Source organism: Symplocastrum torsivum (assembly GCF_059505465.1).
Window position 1 is genome coordinate 1 of sequence record NZ_JCACKQ010000121.1, and the last position, 22,991, is coordinate 22,991.

At 45.6% G+C, this 22,991-nt stretch carries 25 protein-coding genes; 10 read left to right on the forward strand and 15 right to left on the reverse strand.

Translation table 11 applies throughout. From position 1 onward, the window contains the following. Positions 1-48: 48 nt before the first annotated feature. The 7 genes from AC5JL3_RS29505 to AC5JL3_RS29535 form a co-directional block, all read right to left on the reverse strand. Positions 49-1,329 (reverse strand): WD40 repeat domain-containing protein, encoded by a 1,281-nt coding sequence (locus AC5JL3_RS29505; protein WP_496077845.1) that lies wholly within the window; start codon positions 1,327-1,329, stop codon positions 49-51. Between the two features lie 90 nt (positions 1,330-1,419). Then, positions 1,420-2,334: a pentapeptide repeat-containing protein gene (locus AC5JL3_RS29510; RefSeq protein WP_496077846.1), complete on the reverse strand. Its 915-nt coding sequence runs from the start codon at positions 2,332-2,334 to the stop codon at positions 1,420-1,422. A 215-nt stretch (positions 2,335-2,549) separates the two neighbouring features. Beyond that, positions 2,550-4,223 carry a sodium:solute symporter family protein gene (locus AC5JL3_RS29515; RefSeq protein ID WP_496077847.1) on the reverse strand — a complete coding sequence of 558 codons (1,674 nt, stop codon included), beginning with the start codon at positions 4,221-4,223 and terminating at the stop codon, positions 2,550-2,552. 9 nt (positions 4,224-4,232) lie between these two features. Next, on the reverse strand, positions 4,233-4,487 hold the full coding sequence (locus AC5JL3_RS29520) for a DUF4212 domain-containing protein (protein WP_496077848.1): 255 nt from the start codon (positions 4,485-4,487) through the stop codon (positions 4,233-4,235). Positions 4,488-4,950: 463 nt separating this feature from the next. Next, entirely contained in the window at positions 4,951-5,265 is a 315-nt protein-coding gene (locus AC5JL3_RS29525; RefSeq protein ID WP_496077849.1) for a WGxxGxxG family protein, read from the reverse strand. 55 nt (positions 5,266-5,320) lie between these two features. Beyond that, positions 5,321-5,620, reverse strand: coding sequence for a WGxxGxxG family protein (locus tag AC5JL3_RS29530; protein ID WP_496077850.1), 300 nt, complete (start codon positions 5,618-5,620; stop codon positions 5,321-5,323). Between the two features lie 134 nt (positions 5,621-5,754). Continuing rightward, the gene (locus AC5JL3_RS29535) at positions 5,755-5,916 is read right to left on the reverse strand and encodes a hypothetical protein (RefSeq protein ID WP_496077851.1); all 162 of its coding nucleotides are present in this window, start codon (positions 5,914-5,916) and stop codon (positions 5,755-5,757) included. A gap of 358 nt (positions 5,917-6,274) precedes the next feature. Between AC5JL3_RS29535 and AC5JL3_RS29540 the strand changes: the two genes are divergently transcribed. After that, the gene (locus AC5JL3_RS29540) at positions 6,275-7,135 is read left to right on the forward strand and encodes an alpha/beta fold hydrolase (RefSeq protein ID WP_496077852.1); all 861 of its coding nucleotides are present in this window, start codon (positions 6,275-6,277) and stop codon (positions 7,133-7,135) included. Positions 7,136-7,141: 6 nt separating this feature from the next. Here the strand turns inward: AC5JL3_RS29540 and AC5JL3_RS29545 are convergent, their stop codons facing one another. Further along, the gene (locus tag AC5JL3_RS29545; RefSeq protein ID WP_496077853.1) at positions 7,142-7,510 is read right to left on the reverse strand and encodes a hypothetical protein; all 369 of its coding nucleotides are present in this window, start codon (positions 7,508-7,510) and stop codon (positions 7,142-7,144) included. Positions 7,511-7,765: 255 nt separating this feature from the next. Between AC5JL3_RS29545 and AC5JL3_RS29550 the strand changes: the two genes are divergently transcribed. Together AC5JL3_RS29550 and AC5JL3_RS29555 are read left to right on the forward strand one after the other, a co-directional pair. Beyond that, entirely contained in the window at positions 7,766-7,912 is a 147-nt protein-coding gene (locus AC5JL3_RS29550; RefSeq protein WP_496077854.1) for a hypothetical protein, read from the forward strand. 159 nt (positions 7,913-8,071) lie between these two features. Then, positions 8,072-8,272: a chlorophyll a/b-binding protein gene (locus AC5JL3_RS29555; RefSeq protein WP_496077855.1), complete on the forward strand. Its 201-nt coding sequence runs from the start codon at positions 8,072-8,074 to the stop codon at positions 8,270-8,272. Between the two features lie 86 nt (positions 8,273-8,358). Here the strand turns inward: AC5JL3_RS29555 and AC5JL3_RS29560 are convergent, their stop codons facing one another. Further along, a complete protein-coding gene (locus tag AC5JL3_RS29560; protein WP_496077856.1) occupies positions 8,359-8,508 on the reverse strand; it encodes a hypothetical protein in 150 nt (49 codons plus the stop codon). A 2-nt stretch (positions 8,509-8,510) separates the two neighbouring features. Between AC5JL3_RS29560 and AC5JL3_RS29565 the strand changes: the two genes are divergently transcribed. Then, complete coding sequence (locus AC5JL3_RS29565; RefSeq protein ID WP_348259437.1) at positions 8,511-8,753, forward strand: DUF4160 domain-containing protein; 243 nt, start codon at positions 8,511-8,513, stop codon at positions 8,751-8,753. Further along, the gene (locus AC5JL3_RS29570; protein ID WP_496077857.1) at positions 8,746-9,099 is read left to right on the forward strand and encodes a DUF2442 domain-containing protein; all 354 of its coding nucleotides are present in this window, start codon (positions 8,746-8,748) and stop codon (positions 9,097-9,099) included. Before AC5JL3_RS29565 ends, AC5JL3_RS29570 begins: the two co-directional genes overlap by 8 nt. Positions 9,100-9,206: 107 nt before the next feature. Here AC5JL3_RS29570 and AC5JL3_RS29575 read toward each other — a convergent pair whose 3' ends face one another. The 5 genes from AC5JL3_RS29575 to ahcY form a co-directional block, all read right to left on the reverse strand. Next, positions 9,207-10,889: a DUF262 domain-containing protein gene (locus AC5JL3_RS29575; RefSeq protein ID WP_496077858.1), complete on the reverse strand. Its 1,683-nt coding sequence runs from the start codon at positions 10,887-10,889 to the stop codon at positions 9,207-9,209. A 90-nt stretch (positions 10,890-10,979) separates the two neighbouring features. Further along, the gene (locus AC5JL3_RS29580) at positions 10,980-13,736 is read right to left on the reverse strand and encodes a pentapeptide repeat-containing protein (RefSeq protein WP_496078009.1); all 2,757 of its coding nucleotides are present in this window, start codon (positions 13,734-13,736) and stop codon (positions 10,980-10,982) included. A 91-nt stretch (positions 13,737-13,827) separates the two neighbouring features. Beyond that, a complete protein-coding gene (locus AC5JL3_RS29585; protein WP_496077859.1) occupies positions 13,828-14,415 on the reverse strand; it encodes a DedA family protein in 588 nt (195 codons plus the stop codon). Between the two features lie 79 nt (positions 14,416-14,494). After that, the gene (locus AC5JL3_RS29590) at positions 14,495-15,115 is read right to left on the reverse strand and encodes an exopolysaccharide biosynthesis protein (protein ID WP_192218531.1); all 621 of its coding nucleotides are present in this window, start codon (positions 15,113-15,115) and stop codon (positions 14,495-14,497) included. A gap of 220 nt (positions 15,116-15,335) precedes the next feature. Beyond that, positions 15,336-16,613: an adenosylhomocysteinase gene (ahcY, locus tag AC5JL3_RS29595; RefSeq protein ID WP_192218530.1), complete on the reverse strand. Its 1,278-nt coding sequence runs from the start codon at positions 16,611-16,613 to the stop codon at positions 15,336-15,338. Positions 16,614-16,944: 331 nt separating this feature from the next. On the opposite strand from ahcY, the gene AC5JL3_RS29600 reads away from it, so the two are divergent. From AC5JL3_RS29600 to AC5JL3_RS29620, 5 genes are all read left to right on the forward strand, one after another. Beyond that, positions 16,945-18,597 (forward strand): mechanosensitive ion channel family protein, encoded by a 1,653-nt coding sequence (locus AC5JL3_RS29600; RefSeq protein WP_496077860.1) that lies wholly within the window; start codon positions 16,945-16,947, stop codon positions 18,595-18,597. 81 nt (positions 18,598-18,678) lie between these two features. Beyond that, positions 18,679-18,942: a hypothetical protein gene (locus AC5JL3_RS29605; RefSeq protein WP_496077861.1), complete on the forward strand. Its 264-nt coding sequence runs from the start codon at positions 18,679-18,681 to the stop codon at positions 18,940-18,942. An 85-nt stretch (positions 18,943-19,027) separates the two neighbouring features. Continuing rightward, positions 19,028-19,390: a hypothetical protein gene (locus tag AC5JL3_RS29610; RefSeq protein WP_496077862.1), complete on the forward strand. Its 363-nt coding sequence runs from the start codon at positions 19,028-19,030 to the stop codon at positions 19,388-19,390. Positions 19,391-19,822: 432 nt separating this feature from the next. After that, entirely contained in the window at positions 19,823-20,533 is a 711-nt protein-coding gene (locus AC5JL3_RS29615; RefSeq protein WP_496077863.1) for a pentapeptide repeat-containing protein, read from the forward strand. 58 nt (positions 20,534-20,591) lie between these two features. Further along, entirely contained in the window at positions 20,592-21,668 is a 1,077-nt protein-coding gene (locus AC5JL3_RS29620) for an aromatic ring-hydroxylating dioxygenase subunit alpha (RefSeq protein WP_496077864.1), read from the forward strand. Between the two features lie 146 nt (positions 21,669-21,814). Here the strand turns inward: AC5JL3_RS29620 and AC5JL3_RS29625 are convergent, their stop codons facing one another. Beyond that, positions 21,815-22,846 (reverse strand): sodium:calcium antiporter, encoded by a 1,032-nt coding sequence (locus AC5JL3_RS29625; RefSeq protein ID WP_496077865.1) that lies wholly within the window; start codon positions 22,844-22,846, stop codon positions 21,815-21,817. Positions 22,847-22,991: the final 145 nt, after the last annotated feature.

Below are 22,991 nucleotides of genomic sequence, written 5' to 3' on the forward strand. Positions count from 1 at the left end.
CCGCTTAAACTATTGATGGCTAAGGGTTTCGGCTTTGTGCAGCAAGCCCTAATTACTCATCCCCCACAGCCGAATCGTATGATCCCAACTGCTGCTGACAAGGGGTTGTCCATCCGGGCTAATGGCAAAACAGGCAATAGCCCCCTCATGTCCTGACAAGCTATGCAGTTGTTTAAGCGTACCTAAATGCCATAGGCGAATTGTCTCATCCCAACTACAACTGGTAAGTCTCTGTCCATCGGGGCTAATCGCCATGCAATTTACCTCGCCCCAATGCCCAACCAGCGTACTTTTTAATTCTCCTGTATCCAACTGCCATAGCTTGATTGTCTTATCCTGACTTCCACTCGCAAGTGTCTGTCCATCGGGAGTAATGGCAAGACATTTAACCCAATCCGTATGTCCAGTTAAGGTATAGATAGGGTCAGGGCAAATCGCTTCACCTGCGTTATCAGGTAACTGCCATAGCTTAATCGCATTGTCAGCGCTGCCACTAACTAGCAGTTGTCCATCTGGCGTTATCGCCACCGACTTAACCGCCGCTTCATGCCCTTCCAAGGTGGCAAGATATTCACCAGTCGCTAAATCCCACAGCTTAATAGAGTTGTCCTCGCTACCACTAACAAGAATTTGCTGGTTTGGGATAATTGCAACGCTGTTAATCGATTCGGAATGTCCTGTCAGAGTGTAGATGAGTCCATCACCAATCACTCGGCTTGTAGGAGAAATTGACTTATAGTTGCCTACAGTGCCGAGGTTCCAGACTTTCAGGGTTGTGTCTCGACCACCACTAACGAGCGTTTTTCCATCTGGACTTAAGCAGAGGGTATAAATTGAGCCAGTATGCCCTGTGAAGGTGCGGATAATTCTGCCATTTCCTAAATTTCGGACTGTGATGATTCTGTCATTACCACCACTAACCATCATCTGACCATCAGGAGTAATGGCGATCGCATAAGTGGTAGATTTTCCTGTTGAATACTTATAGAGGCATTGGAAGAATTGATAGGGGTTGTACTCCTGTAAAACCTGTACAATACTTGGCTCTTGATAAGCCTGAAGTAGCGAGTAGGCAGTTCGCTGTACCTGCAAGGAAGCATCATTTAATGCTTCAATGACCAACTCTAAACCTTCAGCTCCATAGTTTAATGCCTCTTTAAGAGCATCGAGCCGTTGCTCAATAAGGTACGGGCTATCTTTAGAACTATTCCTAGCCAAGCGTCGCTTGACACCTAACAGTCCTCCCAAAACGGCACCATTAACCGGGACTGGAGTTTGACCACCCAGTACCACATCATACGCTTTAGGCTGATTGAGATTATTGCTCATCGCAAGGTTTTATCGTTCACAATTGGCTTCTTGCAAAACTCAATTGTTGTGACGTAGCAGTAGTAGTTATCTCTCAAGGCTTTGCCACGTCTATTGTAGGAGTTCAATGAGTTGAGTATAAGCTCTAAATCCAATGGGAAAATCCGTTTCGTCGTTGTAATACGCCCTATCCAGATTTGCCTCATCCAAGTTAACACCAGTTAGTTTTGCTCCACTCAGATTTGCTCCTCTTAAATCGAGGCTTGTGAATTTTGCTCCAACTAAATTAGCACCACTCAGGTTTGCTCCACTCAGGTTAGTGTCGCTTAGGTTAGTCCAACTTAGTGTTGCTTCACTCAGGTTGGTGTTACCCAGGTTTGCATCACTCAAGTCTGCACTTCTTAAGTTTGCTCTAATCAGGGTTGCTTGAGTCAAGTTCGCTTTATTCAGATAGGCTTGACTAAGATTTGCTCCATTGAGGTTAGCTTCACTCAACTCTCCGTCTGTGAGATTGACCTTACTCAAATTTGCTTCACTCAAATCGGCTCCGCTTAAATATGCCTGCTTGAGGTATGCTTCAGTCAGATTTGCCTTACTTAGATTCGCCTCGCTCAGAACTGCCCAAGGCAAGTACACACCACTCAAGTTAGCTCCCTGAAAATTCCGTTCTCCAATCTCGTAACACTTTAGTAGTTCCTTTGCCAGTCTACTACTGTATTGAAGTAACGCTTGCTTGACATAATTCTCAGAGTATGGATTGAGGAGAGAATATGCCGCTTGATGGATATGCCATTCAGCATCATTTAAAGCTTGAATCACCAATTGTAAGCCAGATTTACCATAGTTCAATGCATCGTTTAAAGCAGCAATTCTTTGTTCAATACTGTAGCTGTGGCTTGGCAAATCACCGACACCAAACCGCTGCTTAACCCCTTCAATCCCTCCTAAAACAAGACCGCTATAAGCTGGGGCATTACCACCGATAACGGCATCATAGTCTTTCGGTTGATTGGGATTTTCAGGCATTGCACCGTGATTCCTTTGAAGCGATCGCCTTTTTACTTAATGTGTTAAGTTGCATATTCTTGAAAGGATATCTCAGGATTTACGCGGAACCCGTACTAGTAATAAACATAAAAGCCCTCTGTCCTCTGCCCTCTGCCTTCTACCTTCTGCCATAAATGCACATCAGCTTAAGTGAGCAAGGGAAGAAATCTTCTTCCCCTACTCCCTTCTCTAACTTAATGCACTGCCTCAACGGGTAATTCACCACTGGGAGAACGTAAATCTTCCACCATCTCCTGAATCTCCACTGGTGGTGGTGGAGTCAGGCGAGAAACGACGAAAGTAACGATAAAGTTGATGATCATTCCGAGGGTACCGATTCCTTCAGCCGAAACACCGAAGAACCAGGGTTGCATCCCATAGAACTTCACGCCCACAATATAGAAGATTGTAAAAATCAGACCTGTCAACATCCCTGCGATCGCACCTTCTCGATTAGTGCGTTGATCGAAGATGCCGAGAAGGATAACCGGGAAGAAGCTGGCGGCGGCTAAACCAAAGGCAAAGGCAACTACCTGCGCCACAAATCCCGGTGGATTAATCCCGAAGTACCCAGCCAGCGCCACCGCAAATCCTACCATCACCCGACCGACGAATACTCGTTGCGCTTCCGATGCATCCGGACGCAGGATTCGATAGTAAACATCATGGGCAACGGAACTGGAAATGACCAATAGTAAACCCGATGCAGTAGACAGCGCTGCCGCTAACCCACCAGCGGCAACGAGAGCAATCACCCAAGGAGCCAGTTTGGCAACTTCTGGTGTTGAAAGGACAATCATATCTGGGTCGATTGTAATTTCGCTAGTTGCTTTATCAGGTGTTAGCTCAACGCGCCCATCATTGTTTTTATCTTCAAAGGTCAATAACTTTGTGTTTTCCCACTTGCTTACCCAATCCAGTTGCCGGACTTGTTCAATCGGTTGGTTATGCAAGGTATTGATCAGGTTATAACGGGCAAACGTCGCTAAGGCTGGCGCACTCGTATAAAGCAGGGCAATGAAGAGTAGCGCCCAACCCGCAGAGAACCGTGCCGATCGCACATCAGGAACTGTATAGAAGCGCACGATCACATGGGGTAGTCCGGCTGTGCCCACCATCAAGGCGATTGTGATGAACAGTACGTCCAGCATTGACTTATTCGCAAAGGGTTGCGTGTATTCCTGGAAACCCAAATCAACCTGAAGCTGATTGAGTTTAGGAACGATATCGCTGAAGGTGAAGGCTAACTGGGGAATCGGGTTACCTGTGAGTAAAAAAGCGATCGCACTAGCGGGAATCAAGAAGGCAACAATCAACACACAATACTGTGCCACCTGCGTCCAAGTGATGCCTTTCATTCCTCCTAAAACAGAGAAGAAGGCAACAACCACCATCCCAATAATCACACCTGTATTGATGTCTACCTGAAGGAAGCGACTGAAGACAATGCCTACACCTCGCATTTGTCCTGCCACATAGGTTAGTGAAACAAAGAGGGCAGCAACAACAGCAACTAAACGGGCAGCGTTGGAATAATATCGATCGCCTACGAAATCTGGCACTGTATATTTACCAAACTTCCGCAGGTAAGGAGCAAGTAACAAAGCCAGCAGCACATATCCGCCAGTCCAACCCATCAAGTAAATTGAGCCATCATAACCCAGGAAGGAAATCAACCCCGCCATCGAGATGAACGACGCAGCCGACATCCAATCTGCGGCTGTCGCGGCACCATTCGCAATTGCTGGAACCCCTTGCCCAGCCACGTAAAAACCGGAACTGTCGCTTACACGCGATCGCCAACCGATGTAGAGATATAGAGCAAAGGAAAGAGCAACAAACAAAATTGTCCAAATTTCAACCGACATGATTCACCCTCACTTTCTGATGCCGAATTTGCGATCAAGTTTGTCCATCTGAAAGGCGTAGATAAAAATCAGCACGACAAACGTTAAGATGGAGCCTTGCTGTGCCATCCAAAAGCCAAGGGGCAAACTACCCAAACGCAGTGCGTTCAAAGGTTGAACCAGCAGAATGCTGAAGATGAGAGACACTAACGCCCAAACAATCAAAAGATTCCGAATCAAAGCGGTATTAGCACGCCAGTAAGCTTGGCCTTGGTTCTTATCCATTGTTTCGAGATTGCAACATTTAAATAGGGAAATAAAACCAAAACTCCTCAGTAATGTCTGCTCAGGAGTATTAGCCTTTTTGAATTTTTCTGCCTGTTTGTCTTTAAAAAGACAGAATCTTGTATCACTCAGCTTACCTGGCTAGGGGACAAGCAAAACGTTCGGCTTTGGCATCGTGCTAGCAAATCTGGACAGCAGAAGAAGTAGAACCGACACCTCCCACAGGCTTCCCTGCACATGAAGTGCCGTCTTTTGAGTAGGGGGAAAAGAAATCAATAACAAAAGCACCTCCTTGTCTATGCCTCAAGAAGGTACTTTGGTGTGAACGGGGCAGATAGCTGTTTACTTCCCCTCATATCTAGTAACCAATATCACTCGCTCAATAAAGGGTGGTTACCTTTTGAGATTGTGAAAGCAGCTACCATGTCTGTGGCGCTCACCCCGAACTCACCCCATAAATACACTATGAGCGATAGTCAGAACCTGGACGGACAACTACATCAGGGTTACTATCAACGTGATGAACAGTTTCTTTACGCTTCTTACCAGCCAAACCTGCTAATCCTGTCAGACCGAGTAGACCTAGCCAGCCCCAATCATTATTGTCACGCTCAGTACCATCCGCGATCGGACCATCTGTATCAGCCGCGTCATCTTGCTGTGTCGAGGTGCCAGTGGTATTATCCTGTGCCTGTGCAGGAATGCTCAAGGGAACAACCGCTAAGCTTGCAGCTATTACACCCGCTCCAACTAACTTGGACAATTTGGAAGCTTTCATTATTTAGTCTCCGAATCTCTACTTTGTTTTATCTATTTGAAGATAAGCTACTGGATTACCGATAGTCAGAACCTGTGCGTACTCTTACATCGGGGTCATTATTAACATGATGAACAGTCTCTTGACGCTTTTTGCCAGCTAAACCGGCTAATCCAGCTAAGCCGAGTAAACCTAACCATCCCCAATCAAAGCTATCTTCGGTATCTACGGTTTCAATTTCTGTGTTGGTTCCAGTTGTACCAGTTGTACCAGTTGTATTATCTTGGGCTTGTGCAGGAAGAGTGAAAGGGACAACCGCTAAACTTGCAGCAATTACACCAGCACTAAGCACTTTGGACGCTTTAGAAATTTGCATGATTGAATCTCCGTTTTTTTTATCTTGTTTCTGATGTCTATAAGCATAGGTTTTTCCTACATCAATTCAATCAATCTTTAGCGATAAACCTCTTCAACGTTTAACTCGTCTGAAGAAATAGAAAAGCTAACCAACTAGTCTGTCCAAAAGGTGAGGTGAAAATACCTGTCTTCAGAACGAGGAATTACATAACGTTCTGTACTGGGCGATCGCACAACTAGGGCATCAAGCTGTAATCTAATGCTGTCAAGCTTTTTAGCTCTTGTTGACCAAGCTAGATACGGAGGCAACCACATCGTCCACCAGAGTTTTAATCAACAGCTAAAACACAGGTTGTAAGACTATCGTACCTATCCATCTAGTTGTGATGCACTTTATCAACTGTCTTTATACAGCTAGGCTTAAATAAATTTACATAACTTAATAAGACACTCATTAATTAATATCTTTACTCGTAACCAGCCTATGGAAGAAACCTTATTAAGTAGGGCTTGAGTTAATTGTTTCTGTGGGTGCCTAGTTGATTGAATCTATTAGACTTCTATTACTATTTTTTAAAACTTAAGAGCCTCGCACCTATCTATCCTCAGGTGCGAGGCTGGATTAAGGAAAAGTTGATAGGATTCCAAAAACTACTCAGGAGACATTAATAAAATGACTGTCCTAGAAGGAACCTGGAAACACGAGTACATTGTCTCTAACGGAATTAGGCTGCATTATGTGACTCAAGGGGAAGGCCCGTTGATGCTGATGTTGCATGGTTTTCCAGAGTTTTGGTACTCATGGCGACACCAAATTCCAGAATTTGCTAAGGATTATAAAGTGGTTGCCCTCGATCTGCGTGGCTACAACGAAAGTGACAAGCCGCAAGAGCAATCGGCTTATGTAATGAGCGAGTTCATTAAGGATGTAAAGGGTGTTATTCAAGGACTAGGATATGAGCGTTGCGTTTTAGTCGCTCATGACTGGGGTGGTGCGATCGCGTGGCACTTTGCTCATGCTCATCCCGAAATGTTAGATCGGCTGATTGTACTGAACATCCCTCATCCTGCCAAATTTACAGAAGGGTTGCGAACACCCCAGCAGTTGATGCGTAGCTGGTATGTCTTTTTCTTCCAGATACCCGTGCTACCAGAACTGATTCTACAAGCATCCGACTATCAAGCAATTAGCACCGCTTTGACAGCTATGGCAAATGACAAAAGCACCTTCAGCCCAGAAGACATAGAAGCTTATAAGAATGCGGCAGCAAAGCGGGGTGCATTAACAGCAATGATTAACTATTACCGCAATGGGTTCGATAATATGTTGCGACAAGAGTGGACTCTCCTCACGGTGCCAACTCTAATGATTTGGGGAGAGGCAGACAAAGCCCTGGGTAAGGAATTAAGTTACGGAACACAGGAATTTGTAAGAGACTTGCAAATCCGCTATCTCCCAAATGTTAGCCATTGGGTACAGCAGGAACAGCCTGAACTCGTGAATCAATATATGCGAGAGTTCCTTACGAGGTAGACTCTACTACTCGCTAAAGGTGTCACTGTTGTCTTGGACTTCCCAGCGAAGAAGTCTTGGAAGCTGCGACAGATCTAAGGCGTAGTTTAAAGTCCACAGGACAATCTCGATAATCAATAAGTTCCGTATCCATATCAACTCAGGTTCAGGGCTTAGGAGTGTCAAACCTTCATATAGCTGCCAGATGCGATAGGGCAGGTATAGATAAGGAACCATCACCCACACGACAGAGTGAAACTGCCTGAGTGTCAAAATCTCGGAGAGGATTTGCAACCCCAGCATGACAAAGTACCAACTCAGTACAGTCAAGACGCTGGAGTAACCCCACCATACACCCCAGACAAGCATTGCCAGCAGTGGAAGTAATACTCCCACTACCTGCACCGTACCAAACCAGACTTTAAACCATTCTGGAAGCGGTTCAGAAGGCTAAAGGGTTTTGAGTACCTCCACGCCCAGCCGACAATCACAATAAATGATGTGGCAAGCACCAGGAAGAGAAGATTTTCGAGGAGGAGGTAAAGGTTGGTGTTCAAGGAAGTCATTAAGAGCATTATTGGACTTCGGTTCCTTCTGCTCTTTTGTTTAGTGCCGATTGTATCATCCTGAATCGGTTAGAGAGGAGTGAGGATGCGATCGCCTATACAAGCCTTTTTGGTAACTGGAAGTCTCAACTACATAGATGTAGGCGTTGGCGAAGATGCGATCGCCCTAGCCTTCTCGAACGGCATCCTGTCTGCACATATCAAAACCCCAGATTTTTTTGTTCGTCCGTGACAATACTCGCTTCGACTATCTATCTCCTACCTCAAGGCAGAGTTTTCTAACCGTTCTTACTAATTCTTTCCCCTCTAAAGGCAGACGGCACATCAGGCAAGCATTGTTTACATTTGTTAATAACAAAGACAAAACACATTTTCTTCTGGAGCTTAAATCATGACTAACTCACCAAAAACAACAAATACCTACGAAGATCAGTTTCAGCGCAAATATGGCGAGTTTGGCAGCAAGTTTGAGTTTGGTTCAAACCCCACTGCTGAACTGTGGAACGGTCGTCTGGCAATGATCGGCTTCCTCGCTGCGGTCATCGTTGAGCTAACAACTGGTCAAAGCTTTTTACACTTCTTGGGCTTCTAGTCCTGATGTGCTTCTACTAAAGCCTAAGCAGTTTGAAATACTAAACAAAATGGGAACTCTGAAAAGGGTTCCTATTTTTTTGCGGGTTAAGCTGAGATGGTTGCTCCAAGAGACACCGCTTTAGGCATATCGTAGCAGGTGGTGAAGAACGCGATCGCACTTCCTCGTGCCGATGCCTTCCTGAATTGATGGAAGTTGATGAGGGTGCGATCGCTCACCAACCTGTCAGAATACACTTATGCCAACTGTACTCAGGAAGGATGGCTTTGCTGTCCGCATCTACTTTAACGACCACTTGCCCCCTCATGTTCATGTTTTCAAAGGTGGAGGGCAGGTAAGAATTAGCTTAGGTGGTGAAACTGAACGCCCTGAACTGATTCAGATTGAAGGAATGAGTAACAAAGATGTTGCTAAAGCGCTGGAAATCGTCACTGAACACCAATTAGAACTACTCGAAAAATGGAAGGAAATTCATGGCTAATCCAGATTTGGATAAGGTAACTCTGAAAGCAGCGATCGCAAAAGCAAGAGAAGCAGCAGCAATTGCGAATGCTGTCGAGCCTAGGGCTGAGTCTGCATACTATGACCAGAGTAGCGATCGCATTGTAATTAATTTGAAGAGTGGGGCGACTTTCAGTTTTCCACCAGATTTAGCACAAGGTTTGGCAGGTGCTTCGTCAGAGGATTTAGCTGAGGTTGAAGTTACTCCATCCGGTGATGGGTTGCACTGGGAAAAGCTGGATGCGGATTTTAGTGTTCCTGCTCTTTTGGCAGGTGTGTTCGGGACTGATGCTTGGATGGCTCAATTTAAGATGAGGGCTAGTTAGAGCGCGAGCTACTCTCCCATCTTCACCATGTCTTCCTGGACTAATGGGAGTTGGTGAGGGTGCGCTCACGCAACCACAGCTTAATACTATATAAATCCAGTATTACTCTATAAGAGCCAAACTTTCTTGAGAACACCAATCAGCTCTTTCTGCCGTTGCTCGATTACTTCAGGCGTCCATTCCTGTTCGTTCAACACTTGAGTTGTTAAAGCAAAGGGTGAAACGCCAGTTTTCGTCGTGAAATACTTCTGCTTTTTCAGCTCAAAGTCGTAGTTTTGTGCTTGGCTGTTTTTCGCAGAGGAGAGCAAAACCAGATTTCCGATACGATGTACATATCTTTCTCGTTCTTCCGGACTTGGAAACCACTTCATCCACATACTGTTAGAAGCGGGGTTTTGCGGTAGCACATGCTCAACAGTAGTAATAGAGAAGTTATACGAAGCCTCACCTTCTGAAAGAGCAGCATCTAAACGCAGCAAGACATACAGGCGAATTTTCTGAATTAGGTAGAGGTCGCCATCCAACATCTTGAGAATATTATTCTTTTCTTCAGAAGTAATCTGAAGCGGTGAATCAGGTGTGTATAAGTCTTCCCCATGTTCAATGGCAGTCAATAAGCGACTATAACGTTCAATACGTTCATTAATATTTGCCCGTCGAATCATCAATCCCGCAGCAAGGCGGTCTAATTCTGTAAAGAATTGAACCAGTAGGTCAGGGTGATTGTGATTACGGGAGAGGTAGAGAATAGCTGGCGGTATCCAGTCAGAATTATCGATTCGACTTAATTGCTTAAACAGTTTATTTACTTCTTCTGCACGTTTATCACTTTGATAGGTCGCTGTTTTGATTACGTTTAAGGCATCAGCTAAAGGGCAAAGTGTTGTATTGATGAATTCCTGAGGATTATCACTGGGGCGAACAAATTCACGGAACTCCTTGAGTACACTGCTACCAAGCTTTGCCTTGCGGTAAATCATACGGATGTGAGCGAATAGATCTTGAAACATCTCGCGCCCCAGCTTATCCTGAGTATCTTCCCATTTGGTAGTGTAAGCTTCGTTTTGAGGTTTAGGAATTAGTCCGATAATCTCTGCTTTGAGAATATCCGTTAGAGAAAGGTCTAATCCCCTTTCATTCAGCACTGAAAAGATACGATATGCCGAGTCCAAGTCTGGAGTCGAAACCGTTACTAAGAAACATTGTTTAATAATGAACTGCGCTAGACGAGTCCGCTGAGTTTCGGAAAGTTTTTGCAATTCCTTGACAAATAACAGCGAGTTCTCTTTAATGTTCTTCCGACTGTCCGAAAGCGTCTTCGAGTTTAAGTCTTTGAGCTTGCTAATCCCACCTTCATCCTGGATGTATTCCTTGAAAAAGTTTTCATTTCGCTTAGCCAGAGTTAAACGGTAGCGAGGAGGAGTACCATAAAGCAAGCTTGGTTTTTCGTAGAGCAAATCGGTTAAGTCAGCGGCAAATTCGGGTTGTACCAACGTCCGCAGAACTGCCAGCAGTATTGTCAGTGTAGTCAAACGTTGCTGACCATCCACTACTTCAGCACTTGGCTTATCTCCTTTGATTAGTACAATACTCCCTAGAAAGTAGGGATTTACCTCATCAATCGGCTCACTACCGTTTCCCAAAGCTGTGAGCAGATCTTCAAGCAGTTCTCCCGCTTGTTCGGTAGTCCAAGCATAGGGGCGCTGGTATAGGGGAATGCTGAACACAAAGTCATTGCTAAATATTTTATGGATAGGATACTCAGTAGCCTGAATTTTGACAGCACTCATGCATAGCTCCTTTAATGGGCGTGGTTGGCAACAGTTTCTCTGAGGTTAGTATTCCCTGTCGTAGCCACTGAGTTGACAAAGCGATCGCATCTACTCACAAACACTTCCATCCGGCATCTTTGTCCCTGTCAAATTCACATCACTCAAATCCGCTGCCTCAAGATTCGCGCCCGTTAAATCAGCACCATTCAAATCAGCGCCACTCAATTTCGCCCCCACCAACTTCGCCCCAACTAACTGAGCATTCCTCAAATCTGCATTACTCAGCTTTGCCCACCTCAAATCAGCACCACTTAGCCGCGCCTCTCTCAAAGTTGCCCCTACCAGTTTCGCTTTCCGCAACTCGGCATTCGTTAAATCAGCATTACTCAAATCGGCAATTACCAGTTTTGCTCCATCCAACTGGGCATTTCTCAAATCTGCATTCCTGAGAATCGCACCAATTAAATTAGCATTCCTCAAATCTGCGCTTGCTAACTGTGCCCCTGTCAAATCTGCATTCTGAAAATTTCTCCCACCCGTGTCATAGCGCTTCAGCAGTTCTCCTGTATCCGTAACGCTAATCTCTCGTTGTGGCGGACGCTTGAAGGTAAAGGTGAAGGTGTCCCCACTCTGCATCACCCGCCACATTTCCTCATACATGGGATAGGAACCTATACCACTCAACTTCACCCAACCCTTCGCCCTGGTTAAGGCGACAAATAGCTGGTTACGCAATTGGAGATTGCTCTCATCCTTTGCAACCTTGTCTAAACCCACCACATACACCATGTCCGCCTCATTACCCTTGGCACGGTGGATGCGAGATACGGTAACGCCACCTTCACACCAGTACTTATTGGGGTCATAGTTTTCTTTGTCGGCTTGGAGGATGTTGCAGTCCAGAGTGCTGGGAATATAGATGTCAATGCCTTGCGATATCAAGAACTCTGCGACAGCGGTTTCTAGTTTCATCGCCTCAAAACCAGAACCTAAAACGATAACCAAAATCTCTCGACTGGGTTTGAGTCCATCATGACGGAGATTGTAGAGAATGTTTTGGGCGAGAGAGGTGAACTCTTCTTGGCGATCGCGAAAAGTCACAAACTCCAACACTTGCCCTTCCCAAAGTTCCGGGATGAGATTGGGAGAATTTTCCGGTGGTCGTCTCAGGGTAATTTGTTGACCAGGAGTAAAACGACCTGTTACCTCATATCCAATTGCCCGCCAATCCTCTGCACGGGTAATGCCTGTAAGCATCCCACCATAACGCAGCAACCCCATTCCTATGCCATGCGCGGCGGTGAGAATAGGGGCAGGAGTACGGTAGCAACGGTGCATAATTTCACTCTTTCTGATGCCACCACTGTACTGTCCTGTCACCAGATGCCCCAAGTCTTCCCCAAACAACTCACTGGCATTGGGTATCTTCAAGCTTTCCAGGCTTTGGGCTTCATCGTAACCCCAAATTAAGCGCCGCTGTTCTGGTTGAGCGGGGTCAATAGGTCGTAAGGCTTGATACGCCATCCAGTAGAACGGCTGCTTGCCCTCGTACTTTAGTTCATCATCAACAATTAGGTCTTGCCCTTCATCAATCAAGATGGCATCATACAGCGTAGGGACGACCGTATTGTGCAATAACTGTGTGCATACGTCAGCTAAGGCTTCATTGGGTTGCTTCCGTTCAGTATCATTGACCGTCAGACGCTTCACTCCAGCCGCTCTGCAAATCGTGCTGTAGAGTCCCGGTTGATATTTGGCTCCCCAAGCGTGCAGTACCTGAAATTTTTGATTCTTTGGGTCATATCCTACTTCACCACTACTGAAGCGACGTAGCCACTTATCCAACTGAGCAATGATCGGATGGTAGAGGCTACGGCTGAAAAAGACAAAGGCAATATCCCACTCTGGATGCTTTAGGTGTATATGTGCGGCTTTCTGGCACAGCAACACGGTTTTACCTGAGCCAGCAATACCCCGAATCCGTTGTGGTCCTGGGGGAATTTCTTTCCCAATGTGTTCCTGTTGTAAATCAAATTCTGATAAGCGTTGCCGCACTTCGGTAAGAACACTGGCACGGCTTTGTGGATTCGTATGTTGTCCAAGGTTTAAGTCCGCACAGTGCGCCCCTACGGAAACAGAACGCTTTGTGCGGTAAACAGGAGTGCCGCTAACCACAGCTTGCAACAACTTCCACTGTTCACTCGTTAGGTTGCACCCTTTAATAATGGGAGTCGTTTGCTCAATCTGCTGTAGCAGGGAGTTGTTAGTTAGTTGTTGGTTATTGGTTGTTGATTGTTTAGTTGGCTTCCCATGCTTGGGAGTGTCAAGTTGGTCTTGAAAAATAATCGGGGGACAGCTAGGGAGTTGGTAAAATCCACTCTCGTACCATTGTTCTTCTGTAATTAAGGGTAAGCAAACTAGGGCGCGACCTGGTACTTTTCTGCGGAGAGTCGGTTCGCGATCGCAATATCCCAGCAAAGCAAATAGTTGATTTTCCGCTTGCTCATACGGGTTGCTGCTGGTGGTGTAGAAGTTTTGGAACTCCCAGCGATGACCTGCGATCGCCAAAATCTGGTCAATTGTGACTGACTTAATTTCAATGACAATTAAACCGAGGGAAGAGTCAACAATCAGAATATCAGGCTCTTTCCGAGACTTTCCCACCTTAGAAAAAATTGGGTAGCGCCAGTAGCCAATACATTCTCTATCTGCAAAAACCTCTCGGATAGCATCCCAAACCTTTTGTTCGCCTCCTTCACCACTTTTCCCTAACGGTTCAGTGGTGATGAACTTACGAGTTAGATGTGGGCGAGTGACCAGCTTTTGTGATACCTCTTGAAAAGTGTAAAGTTTGTTATTAGTTATTTGTTATTAGTTGTTTGTTAAAAACTAGTTTCCGACCAACAACCAACAACAAATAATACTTGTATCCCCCTATGAGAAAGCAGGGGATGAGTTATGTTCTGCGTTTTGCCTTTCGTTGTTTAATCACAACCCAAGCAATAAATGCAACAATTAGAATAAGCAGCACAACTTTAGAAACGGGACCCAGGTACTCCTCTACAAGCTCATATTTCTCACCCAGTTGGAAGCCCAAGAAGGTTAGTAGCATCACCCATGCAGTAGTACCGAGTGTTGAGTAGATGAGAAAGGGCACTAAGGGCATCTCACTAAGACCTGCTGGCAGCGAGATTAAGGTACGAATTCCTGGCACAAGACGACCAAATAACACAGCTTTGTTGCCGTACCGACTAAACCATCGCGTTACCTTATCAATATCCTGGCTGGATACTGTAATCCATTTCCCGTACTTGTCAGCTAAATGCTTCAAGCGTTCCTCACCCAAGAGTTTACCTGCGTAGTACCAAGGCAACGCTCCTAGGATAGTGCCGACGACTCCCGCCAAAACGGCAAGCGAGAAGTTCATATCACCCCTTGATACTGTAAATCCTGCCAAGGGCATGATTAGTTCCGAAGGGATAGGAGGAAATAGATTTTCCGCGAACATCAGTAGCCCAATTCCCCAGTAACCGAGGGAATTCATCGTGTTAAGTATCCATTCCTGCATAAGTGGGTGCTGGGTATTAGGTTAGGTGTTATTTTAATTCAAAGCTTGAATACTTCTAGCGCAGCCAACCTTTGATCAGATCCAGTAGACTTGTACCACCCACTAAGATAGCAATCAGGATTGAAGTGGTAAGGATGCCACCGATCAAACACAAGACTAAACCACCCAAACTGATCGCGCCGTCATCCTCCATTAAGCCAAAGCCTGTGACAAAAATGCCCATAGCGGGTAGCGTATTTGTACCCGGAATGGGAATCATCATCGAAATGCCCATCAACGCGATCGCAATTCCAATCGTTACCCGTCCCGGCAAACTGTTGCAAATATAGCTCAGACGAGGACGAGAGATCACCTCAATCCGCCGCAACCAAGGTAGTCCCGCTTTCAGAACTCCCTGCACTTGCTTGAGTTCAATCGGATGTTTACTAATCTTCTGGGGTAACCAGGGGAGTTTAGCACCGGAAATGAGCTGCAAAGCCAATAGAAAAAGGGCTATTCCAAAAGGGACAGAGTAACCAGGAGCAGGAACGGGTAACGCTGAAGGTAGAGACAGGATAACGAACAAAAAACCAAAAATTCTCTCCCCTGCTAGTTGCAGAATTTCAGTCAAAGTTACCTGGGGAGAGCGTTCTTCCTCAAAAAAATAGCGTTGTAATTCTACAGAGAGTTTAGCCATTACATTTAAAAAATGTTGAGTACTGTAATGCCACCCAATACCGAGTCAATACTGCAAATGCCAGCCAATAGGAAAGAAGCGGTTGTTGACACTCCCCGGACTCCACTTTGTTAAAGTCTGGGCATTCTCCATCACAAGTTTGTAAATGACTAGCTCAAGCCGATAAAATCTTCATTTTTGTGGAAGATAGAAGGGTGGGCATCGCCCACCCGTCCTGATTCTAGGTTCCGGAAGTCCAAGAGTTGATGTACTCAGTTTGTTCTGGAGTCAAGCTGTCAATCTTGACTCCCATCGCCTGCAACTTCAGCCGCGCAATTTCTTTGTCTACCTCAACAGGGATAGAGTGAATTCCCGGTTCCAAATTCCCTTTGTTTTTCACCAGGTACTCACAAGCCAAAGCTTGGTTCGCGAAGCTCATATCCATCACGGCACTGGGATGTCCTTCAGCCGCTGCCAGGTTAACCAAACGTCCTTCGCCTAGTACGATGACGGATTTACCGTTTGAGAGTTGATATTCCTGGGTGAATGTTCTTGCTTCTTTGACTTCTGTTGCTTTTGCCCCCAGAGACTTGAGGTCGATTTCGATGTCGAAGTGACCGGAGTTACAAACCATTGCTCCGTCTTTCATCGCATCGAAATGCTCGCCGCGAATGACGTGCTTGTTACCAGTGACGGTGATAAACAAGTCACCTTGGGGTGCAGCTTCTGCCATCGGCATCACGCGGAACCCGTCCATCACCGCTTCGATCGCTTTTGTCGGGTCAATTTCGGTAACAATGACGTTAGCACCCATGCCCCGTGCGCGGAGGGCAACGCCTTTACCGCACCAGCCATAACCTGCAACTACAATCGTTTTACCAGCAAGCAAGACGTTAGTTGCCCGGATGATGCCGTCAAGGGTGGATTGACCTGTACCATAGCGGTTATCAAAGAAGTGCTTGGTGTCAGCGTCGTTGACGTTCATTGCAGGGAAGCTCAAAACCCCATCATTGAACATCGCCCGGAGACGGACAATCCCAGTGGTGGTTTCTTCTGTGGTGCCAATGAGGTCAGCAATTTGCTCTTTGCGGTGCTGCACCAGACTGGCAACGACATCACTACCATCATCAATGATGATATTAGGACGGTGGTCGAGGGCAATTTCAACGTGCCGCGTGTAGGTTTCAGCATCTTCGCCTTTCAGGGCAAATACGGGGATGCCATAATCAACAACTAAGCAAGCGGCAACATCATCTTGTGTAGAGAGGGGATTGCTAGCAATCAGAACCGCTTCAGCACCACCATTTTTGAGAGCGATCGCTAAATGAGCCGTTTCGGTGGTAACGTGGCAGCAGGCAACCAAACGAATGCCTTCAAACGGCTTCTCTTGAGCAAAACGTTCCTGAATTTGCCGTAGAACCGGCATTTCTCTCCCAGCCCACTCAATCCGTTGTTTGCCTAGTGGAGCGAGGGAAAGGTCTTTAACTTCGTGCTTGAGCTGAGTAACAGTTGCAGTCATGAATTGTACTTTTGAACAAAAATTTGCATCGCAGTCTTAACTAGATTACTCCATCTGACCGAAGAGGGAGGTGAAAACAGAGGCTGACAAGTACTCAAGGACATAAGTTTAAGCGTAATAAAGCGGGTAAATTTTGCGGCTTACTGAAAATAATGTCTTTCTTTTGATGGACGATAAGCAGCAAGAATCCTTTGTTAAGTAGGTGGGTGTAATAAACATTTACAAAAGGCTGATAGTAGAAAAATTAGAGACTACTAACCACTAACTCCTAACAGCCATGACTTAAGTAATGTTTATTGCGACTGATCTCTTGACTTCTTGATTCAACAGTATGTTTAAAATACGCTTTTTATCTTGGACTATCGCTGGAGCGATCGCTTTTACAGGCTGCGCTGTGTTGCCTGTCAAGGCTCAGCTTCCATCAATCCAAGATTTGAACCTGCAAACTCCCAACCTACTGAATCAAGACCAAAACAATCAGGTAGTTCCCGGTTGTATCCGGCTTGATGGTCGTTGCCTATTTGAAATCGCCTCTCCTAAGTCAGATTTAAACAGCCGAATTGAAGATATTGATCAGCGATTGAGCGATATTAGTAGCACTTACTTCAAAAACGATTCTGCTCAATTACAGGTTCGTCAAGAAACAGAAGGAGAGATACCCGATATCTACGTCTCTGTCGGAGATAGGCAAGTCCGCCTGATGAGCGTTACTGACCAAGATGCCAATCTCAAAGGCGTTGATATTGATACTAGAGCTGAAGAACTGGTTCAAGAGTTAGAAGAAGGGCTAAGACGAGCGAAGCAGGAACGGCAATCAGAGTTTCTGACTCGTCAAGCCGGAGTAGCGGCTGGCACTGGTGTAGCAATGGCTGTCGCTATCTTGGCAATCTCTTATTGGGAACGTCGATCAAAGCGCTCGAAAGACCAGCTAGCCCCTTCTGAGTCGTCCCCCACACAGCCTATATCAACTCAGCTAACTCAACAGCAACAATGGAATGTCAAAGAAGTTCAGCATCGCTTTTTCCAGCTAGCTCAAGCGGGAATTTTGGTAGGGGGAACTTTATTTATTTTGGGGCTGTTTCCTTACACCCGGATGATACAGATTTTAATTATTACCGGGCTACGGTTTCCTTTACGAATAGGCATTGTTGGATTGGCAACTTATATGGTTACTCGTCTGAGCTATGCCTTAATTGATCGCTTTTCCTCAGTACTTGCCAGTAATTACCTACTAACTCCAGAATCCAATCGGCGCGTACAACTGCGAGTCTCAACGGTTTCTGGTGTGGCTAAGAGTATTGTGACAGTTACTTGGATTGCAGTTGGAACTCTAGTGGCTCTTTCAGTAATTGGTGTTAATATTGGGCCTTTGCTTGCTGGTGCAGGGCTAATTGGAGTTGCTGTGTCTTTGGCTTCGCAAAGTTTGATTAAAGATGCAATCAACGGCTTTTTCATCATCCTAGAAGACCAGTACGCGGTCGGGGATGTAATCAACGTGGCAAACGTGGGTGGTTTAGTGGAAAACATGAATCTGCGGATTACTCAGTTGCGCGATGCTGAGGGACGATTAATCACGATTCCAAATAGTGAAATTAAGATCATTGCCAATCTTTCGAGTAATTGGTCACGAGCAGACTTAAATATTCCTGTGGCTTACCACACGGATGTGGATAAGGCGCTGGCGCTGATTAATAACGTCGCCCAAGAAATGACTCGCGACGGACATTGGCGCGAACAAATCCTCGATAAACCAGAAGTCTTAGGGGTAGATGATTTTGGTAGTCGAGGTGTAACGATTCGGGTGTGGATTAAAACCCAGCCTCTAAAGCAATGGGAAGTGGCGCGGGAGTTTCGCCGACGGCTGAAGGGGGCTTTAGACGAAGCGGGGATTTCGATTCCCTTGCCTCAGCAGGAGGTCTGGTTTAACAACACTCTACCTCTACAATCCTCGCGAGATGGTCGAGGTGTTCACTCCCAAAAGTAGTACAGAAATACTATAATAGAGAGGTAGGATTTGACTGTTGTTGAAGCCTGAACCCCTTGAAAATACAAGGTTTTTACCCCCATGACGAAGCACTACATTCTCAGCATCAACCCCAATGCCGAGTACGAATGGGAGCAGTACACCTTACGTGAGCCAATTACATCTGGACGCCCAGATTTTGCCAAGTTGATTGCTGAAGCGGTGGGAGATGAAACGGGTTCTTATCTAGTGGCTGTCAACATTGAAGTCAAAGTTTTAGAGAAAACATCCCCTCAACCGCCACAGATTCCCATTGATATGCCAACGGTGAGTGTGAATGCACAACGATCAGAATTGGTAGCGTAGTCCAAACAACCTCCTCGACACCGGACAACAAGGACACCAAGCGTGTCCTTACAAATACTTTTCTTATTGGAAGATAAACATGAAAATGAGTCAGTACCCTGCTGCGATCGCACAAGCGGCACAAGTTGTTAATGAATTAGACTCGCAGATTGCTGCCGTTGGGCAACACATCGCCCGTCTGGAAGGCAATGCTGACCGAGTAGCAGCGTTTGAGCAAGGCTTGAAGAATGACAATCAGCGTCGGGGACGGCGTTTTGAATTGCTCTGCGTTGACCAAGAATACCAAACGGCACAGAATACGATGATGCGCTTGATGTCTGAAAAGGGAAGTGCGATCGCACATCTAGAATATCTGCGTAACCAGTTTACCGTGGCGAAGCTAGAAGCACGAATGGCGATTGCTCAACAACTCGTTGGTGTAGAATCTCGTGACCTAGTGGGAGTATAACGACTAAAGTCAATTTATACTCCTTGGATTATAAGTCTAGGGTTACATCAACTTAGACACCAATAGGCACCGCCCCCAGCAATGGGGGATTTTTGTATGTTTGCTAGAGAGTTTATTAACAAATTCCAATCAAAACTATTTTTATTTCTTGGTAATAAATATCAGGAAAAATAACCTCATATTTACAGACTTTTTACATATATCGCTGAGAGATTTATATTAGCCACAAACTTGAATGTTATCTTATGTTCAATAGTGATTTGATAGCAGCTAATTTTAAAGCGATTGAGGAGTTTTCTCAACGCTTAAACTAAGTTTTTATTATTTTCACGAATAAATAGTTGAAATGAGAGTGAAGAGGAAGTAGTTACCTAGCTTCTCTAGATTTGCTGCGACCTTATATCACAAACGAAATCTACCAATTTATCTACCATGAGTATGAAAGTTTTCTTGAGTTTCGCAATGATCGTTACAGCAGTCACCCTACCGCTTGCAATTCGTCTTTCAATCATTGAAAAGCTGGGTATATCGCTACCCAAACCTAATGCATTGGCTCAGCAAGTTATTCGCCCCTTAAAAGTCAAGCAAGTAGATGTTGAAAAGATTGTCAAAACCAAGAAATGTGCAGGTTGTGATCTTAGCAATCTGAATCTCAGTGGACTTGATTTGACTGGGGCAGACTTTAGAAATACAAATCTTTCTAACGCCAACCTCACGAATACTATCTTAGAAGATGCAAAAATGAGTGGTGTACGCCTGGACAAGGCTAACTTGAAAGGTGCTGACTTACAGGGAGCTGACTTGAAAAAGAGCAGCCTCAAAGGGGCGAATTTCACTAATGCTCAAATGATGAACATTAGCATGATTTACGCTGATTTAAGCAACGCCAACCTCCATCATGCTGAGCTTAGGGATGCTGATCTGACAGGTGCAAAAATAGAAAAAGCTGACTTAACTGGTGCAAGTTTGTATGGAACACACCTAACTGAGGCAAATCTAACCGGGGCAAATTTTAGTAAGGCTAACTTGCGTTACGCCAATCTCCACAAAGCTGTCATGCAGGGTACAAATACAAGTGGCGCTGACTTACGGCTAGCGATTATGCCTGATGGCTCAAGTCCCTACGGCACCAGCGAGTATTAAGCCACTCTTCCGGCTTTAAGTTCTGGTAGTATTTGGGCAAAAGCTTAGAGGATTTTGCGTGGAACTTGAGACAGCTCAAAGAAGCCAGACAATTTACATAGCTGCAAGAGAAGCAGACGCTAACCCGAATCATTGGTATGCGATCGCTCGTGTAGACAAACTGAAGCCTGGAAAAATTCTGACAGCAAAGTTTTGGAACCAACCCCTAGCAGTCTTTCGGGATGAAACCGGACAGATTCGTGTCGTTGACGATGCTTGCCCTCATAAGGGTGTGGCTTTGCATAAAGGTGTTGTCAACGGCTGCCATCTTGTGTGTCCCTATCACGGTTGGGAGTTTGACGGAGGTAGTGGTGAGTGTGTTGCAATTCCTTACCTAACTCAAGGACAAAAGCTTCCCAAAGCCAATGTTCGCAGTTATCCGGTGCAAGAGCGGTATGGATTGGTGTGGGTTTTCCCTGGCGATCCAGCCCTTGCATCTGAGAGAGCAATTATTGATATTCCCGAATATGGTGATGACGACTGGTTTCTGGTTCGGTTAGAAGTTAGCTTCGGATCGCACTTCTCGATCTGCAATGAGAATGCGATCGACTTGTTCCACGGTTATCTACACCGGAAGTATCAAGCTTGGTACGATACCAAGTTGGTAAAGATCCAAGAATCGCCAGAGATGATGCAGGCACAGTATGACGTTGCCTATCAAAACCCCTTAGCACCGTTACTCGGCTTGAGCAAGTGGGGCATCAAGGAAACAAAGGGACAAATCACCGTTCGCTACCTGTACCCTAACCTTACCAGTAGCCTGGGCGACATTTCCCGCGTTTACTTACTGCGACTTCCAGCTAGTAACACAGAAAGCCAGTCCTTTGGGCTGTTTTTTTCCAAAGTCAAAATTCCCAAAATTTTAGCCCCCTTCAAACCCCTGATTCGCTATGTACTCAGGCACTTTGTCCTAGCAAAAGTCGTTCAGCAAGATATTGAGATGAACGAAAATGAGCAGGAAATATATCAAAAGGATCGCGATCGCTCTTTTGTTGAAGTCAACCCAGCTATTTTTACATTACGGCGTCTGATAGTGCGACAGGATGAACAGTATAAAGCTGGCATCAACACTACACGCCAAAGGGTAGAAGCTTAAAACAGTGAATGTCCTGGATAAGTTACCCAATTTGCCCCTGCTTTCGAGTAAATCAAAAGGCTGAAACGGCATTGTTGTTGAATATCGCCACCATCTTGCTAACGAATTGGCTTCACCTCCACTTTCACAGCACCTAATTGCTTTGATTAGGTTTGGAAGAATAGTAGAGAGAAACCTCCTAAATATAAGATGAGTACCAGAACACTCTCAAAGCCGATATTTCCAATTCCATGCTTCTCTCGCCGCAACAGGCCCAATAATAAGATGCCTGTCATCAGAATAGTTAAGGCGACAACAAAAACCTGTCGAGCCGCTAAAGCGTGATAAATTGAACCCTGACGATAAGCAAAATCAGAGAAAGCGAGTAGCATCACATCAAAGCTATTCCCTCCAATCGCGCCTCCTACCGCTAAAGTTAGTGCACCTTGGCGGACGGCGGCAATCATTGTTACAAGTTCCGGTAAAGAATTGGATAATGCTGTAAATAACCCACCGACAAGCGATTCCGAAAGACCAGTCTGAACCGAAAGAGCTACCCCTGCGGTGCCGACACTGTAACCTGCGATCGCAACAATCACGGCTAACAGAGCAAACTGTAACCATAAACGGGTCAATTCAGATTGCTCAGATTTGTTGTCTATAACCACTTCCTCAACTCGTGTTTCATCCGTTTGCCGTGGACCCCACATTGGCATTTTTTGTGCCTCAGAAACTAGACGCAACCCGAAAAAATAGGCAATAGGGATGATCAAAGAAGCTGGATGAACACTAAACACACTGATGTCTGGGCCGGCCATAGCCATTAAGGGAATTGCCAATAGCGTCACTAGAAGTGTTGCTTGCACAAGAGTCGCAACAGAAGCCGCCGCGTGTTCTAAATTGGCTTTGCGATATACGATATCCGCTACGCCCAAAAACATCGTTTGAGCGGCAATCCCACCCAAAGCGTTGCTGACGGCGAGTTCTGGATGATTCTGAGCCGCAGCGGTTATAGAAGTGACAATCCCCGCTAAAGACGTACTACCACCCAAAAACAGTGCCCCGACAAAGGCTTCACCCAGTCCCGTTGCGTCGGCTAAACGGTCAGCAATTCTTGCCATCCTAGTTCCAGCGACGGCAATGACCAAGACGGAGATCAGAAATAAGGTAATAGTAACGGGTACGGATTCGATTTCCATGAACTGCCAAACTTGTGAGCAAGTGTCTCTTGAATTGCGATCGCCAGCTTCATTATTTCCTGCTGGGTAGGTGAAACGCCTGTACTCAAAGTCAGATGTGTTAACTACTACCCACTAGCAGTGAACAGCAAAGTTCCTACAGCGA

What these genes read in the sequence shown, in the direction of transcription:
- AC5JL3_RS29505 (WP_496077845.1), bottom strand. Translation starts at nt 1,329, where the DNA reads ATGAGCAATAATCTCAATCAGCCTAAAGCGTATGATGTGGTACTGGGT.
- AC5JL3_RS29510 (WP_496077846.1), bottom strand. Translation starts at nt 2,334, where the DNA reads ATGCCTGAAAATCCCAATCAACCGAAAGACTATGATGCCGTTATCGGT.
- AC5JL3_RS29515 (WP_496077847.1), bottom strand. Translation starts at nt 4,223, where the DNA reads ATGTCGGTTGAAATTTGGACAATTTTGTTTGTTGCTCTTTCCTTTGCT.
- AC5JL3_RS29520 (WP_496077848.1), bottom strand. Translation starts at nt 4,487, where the DNA reads ATGGATAAGAACCAAGGCCAAGCTTACTGGCGTGCTAATACCGCTTTG.
- AC5JL3_RS29525 (WP_496077849.1), bottom strand. Translation starts at nt 5,265, where the DNA reads ATGAAAGCTTCCAAATTGTCCAAGTTAGTTGGAGCGGGTGTAATAGCT.
- AC5JL3_RS29530 (WP_496077850.1), bottom strand. Translation starts at nt 5,620, where the DNA reads ATGCAAATTTCTAAAGCGTCCAAAGTGCTTAGTGCTGGTGTAATTGCT.
- AC5JL3_RS29535 (WP_496077851.1), bottom strand. Translation starts at nt 5,916, where the DNA reads ATGTGGTTGCCTCCGTATCTAGCTTGGTCAACAAGAGCTAAAAAGCTT.
- AC5JL3_RS29540 (WP_496077852.1), top strand. Translation starts at nt 6,275, where the DNA reads ATGACTGTCCTAGAAGGAACCTGGAAACACGAGTACATTGTCTCTAAC.
- AC5JL3_RS29550 (WP_496077854.1), top strand. Translation starts at nt 7,766, where the DNA reads ATGCGATCGCCTATACAAGCCTTTTTGGTAACTGGAAGTCTCAACTAC.
- AC5JL3_RS29555 (WP_496077855.1), top strand. Translation starts at nt 8,072, where the DNA reads ATGACTAACTCACCAAAAACAACAAATACCTACGAAGATCAGTTTCAG.
- AC5JL3_RS29565 (WP_348259437.1), top strand. Translation starts at nt 8,511, where the DNA reads ATGCCAACTGTACTCAGGAAGGATGGCTTTGCTGTCCGCATCTACTTT.
- AC5JL3_RS29570 (WP_496077857.1), top strand. Translation starts at nt 8,746, where the DNA reads ATGGCTAATCCAGATTTGGATAAGGTAACTCTGAAAGCAGCGATCGCA.
- AC5JL3_RS29575 (WP_496077858.1), bottom strand. Translation starts at nt 10,889, where the DNA reads ATGAGTGCTGTCAAAATTCAGGCTACTGAGTATCCTATCCATAAAATA.
- AC5JL3_RS29585 (WP_496077859.1), bottom strand. Translation starts at nt 14,415, where the DNA reads ATGAATTCCCTCGGTTACTGGGGAATTGGGCTACTGATGTTCGCGGAA.
- AC5JL3_RS29590 (WP_192218531.1), bottom strand. Translation starts at nt 15,115, where the DNA reads ATGGCTAAACTCTCTGTAGAATTACAACGCTATTTTTTTGAGGAAGAA.
- ahcY (WP_192218530.1), bottom strand. Translation starts at nt 16,613, where the DNA reads ATGACTGCAACTGTTACTCAGCTCAAGCACGAAGTTAAAGACCTTTCC.
- AC5JL3_RS29600 (WP_496077860.1), top strand. Translation starts at nt 16,945, where the DNA reads ATGTTTAAAATACGCTTTTTATCTTGGACTATCGCTGGAGCGATCGCT.
- AC5JL3_RS29605 (WP_496077861.1), top strand. Translation starts at nt 18,679, where the DNA reads ATGACGAAGCACTACATTCTCAGCATCAACCCCAATGCCGAGTACGAA.
- AC5JL3_RS29610 (WP_496077862.1), top strand. Translation starts at nt 19,028, where the DNA reads ATGAGTCAGTACCCTGCTGCGATCGCACAAGCGGCACAAGTTGTTAAT.
- AC5JL3_RS29615 (WP_496077863.1), top strand. Translation starts at nt 19,823, where the DNA reads ATGAGTATGAAAGTTTTCTTGAGTTTCGCAATGATCGTTACAGCAGTC.
- AC5JL3_RS29625 (WP_496077865.1), bottom strand. Translation starts at nt 22,846, where the DNA reads ATGGAAATCGAATCCGTACCCGTTACTATTACCTTATTTCTGATCTCC.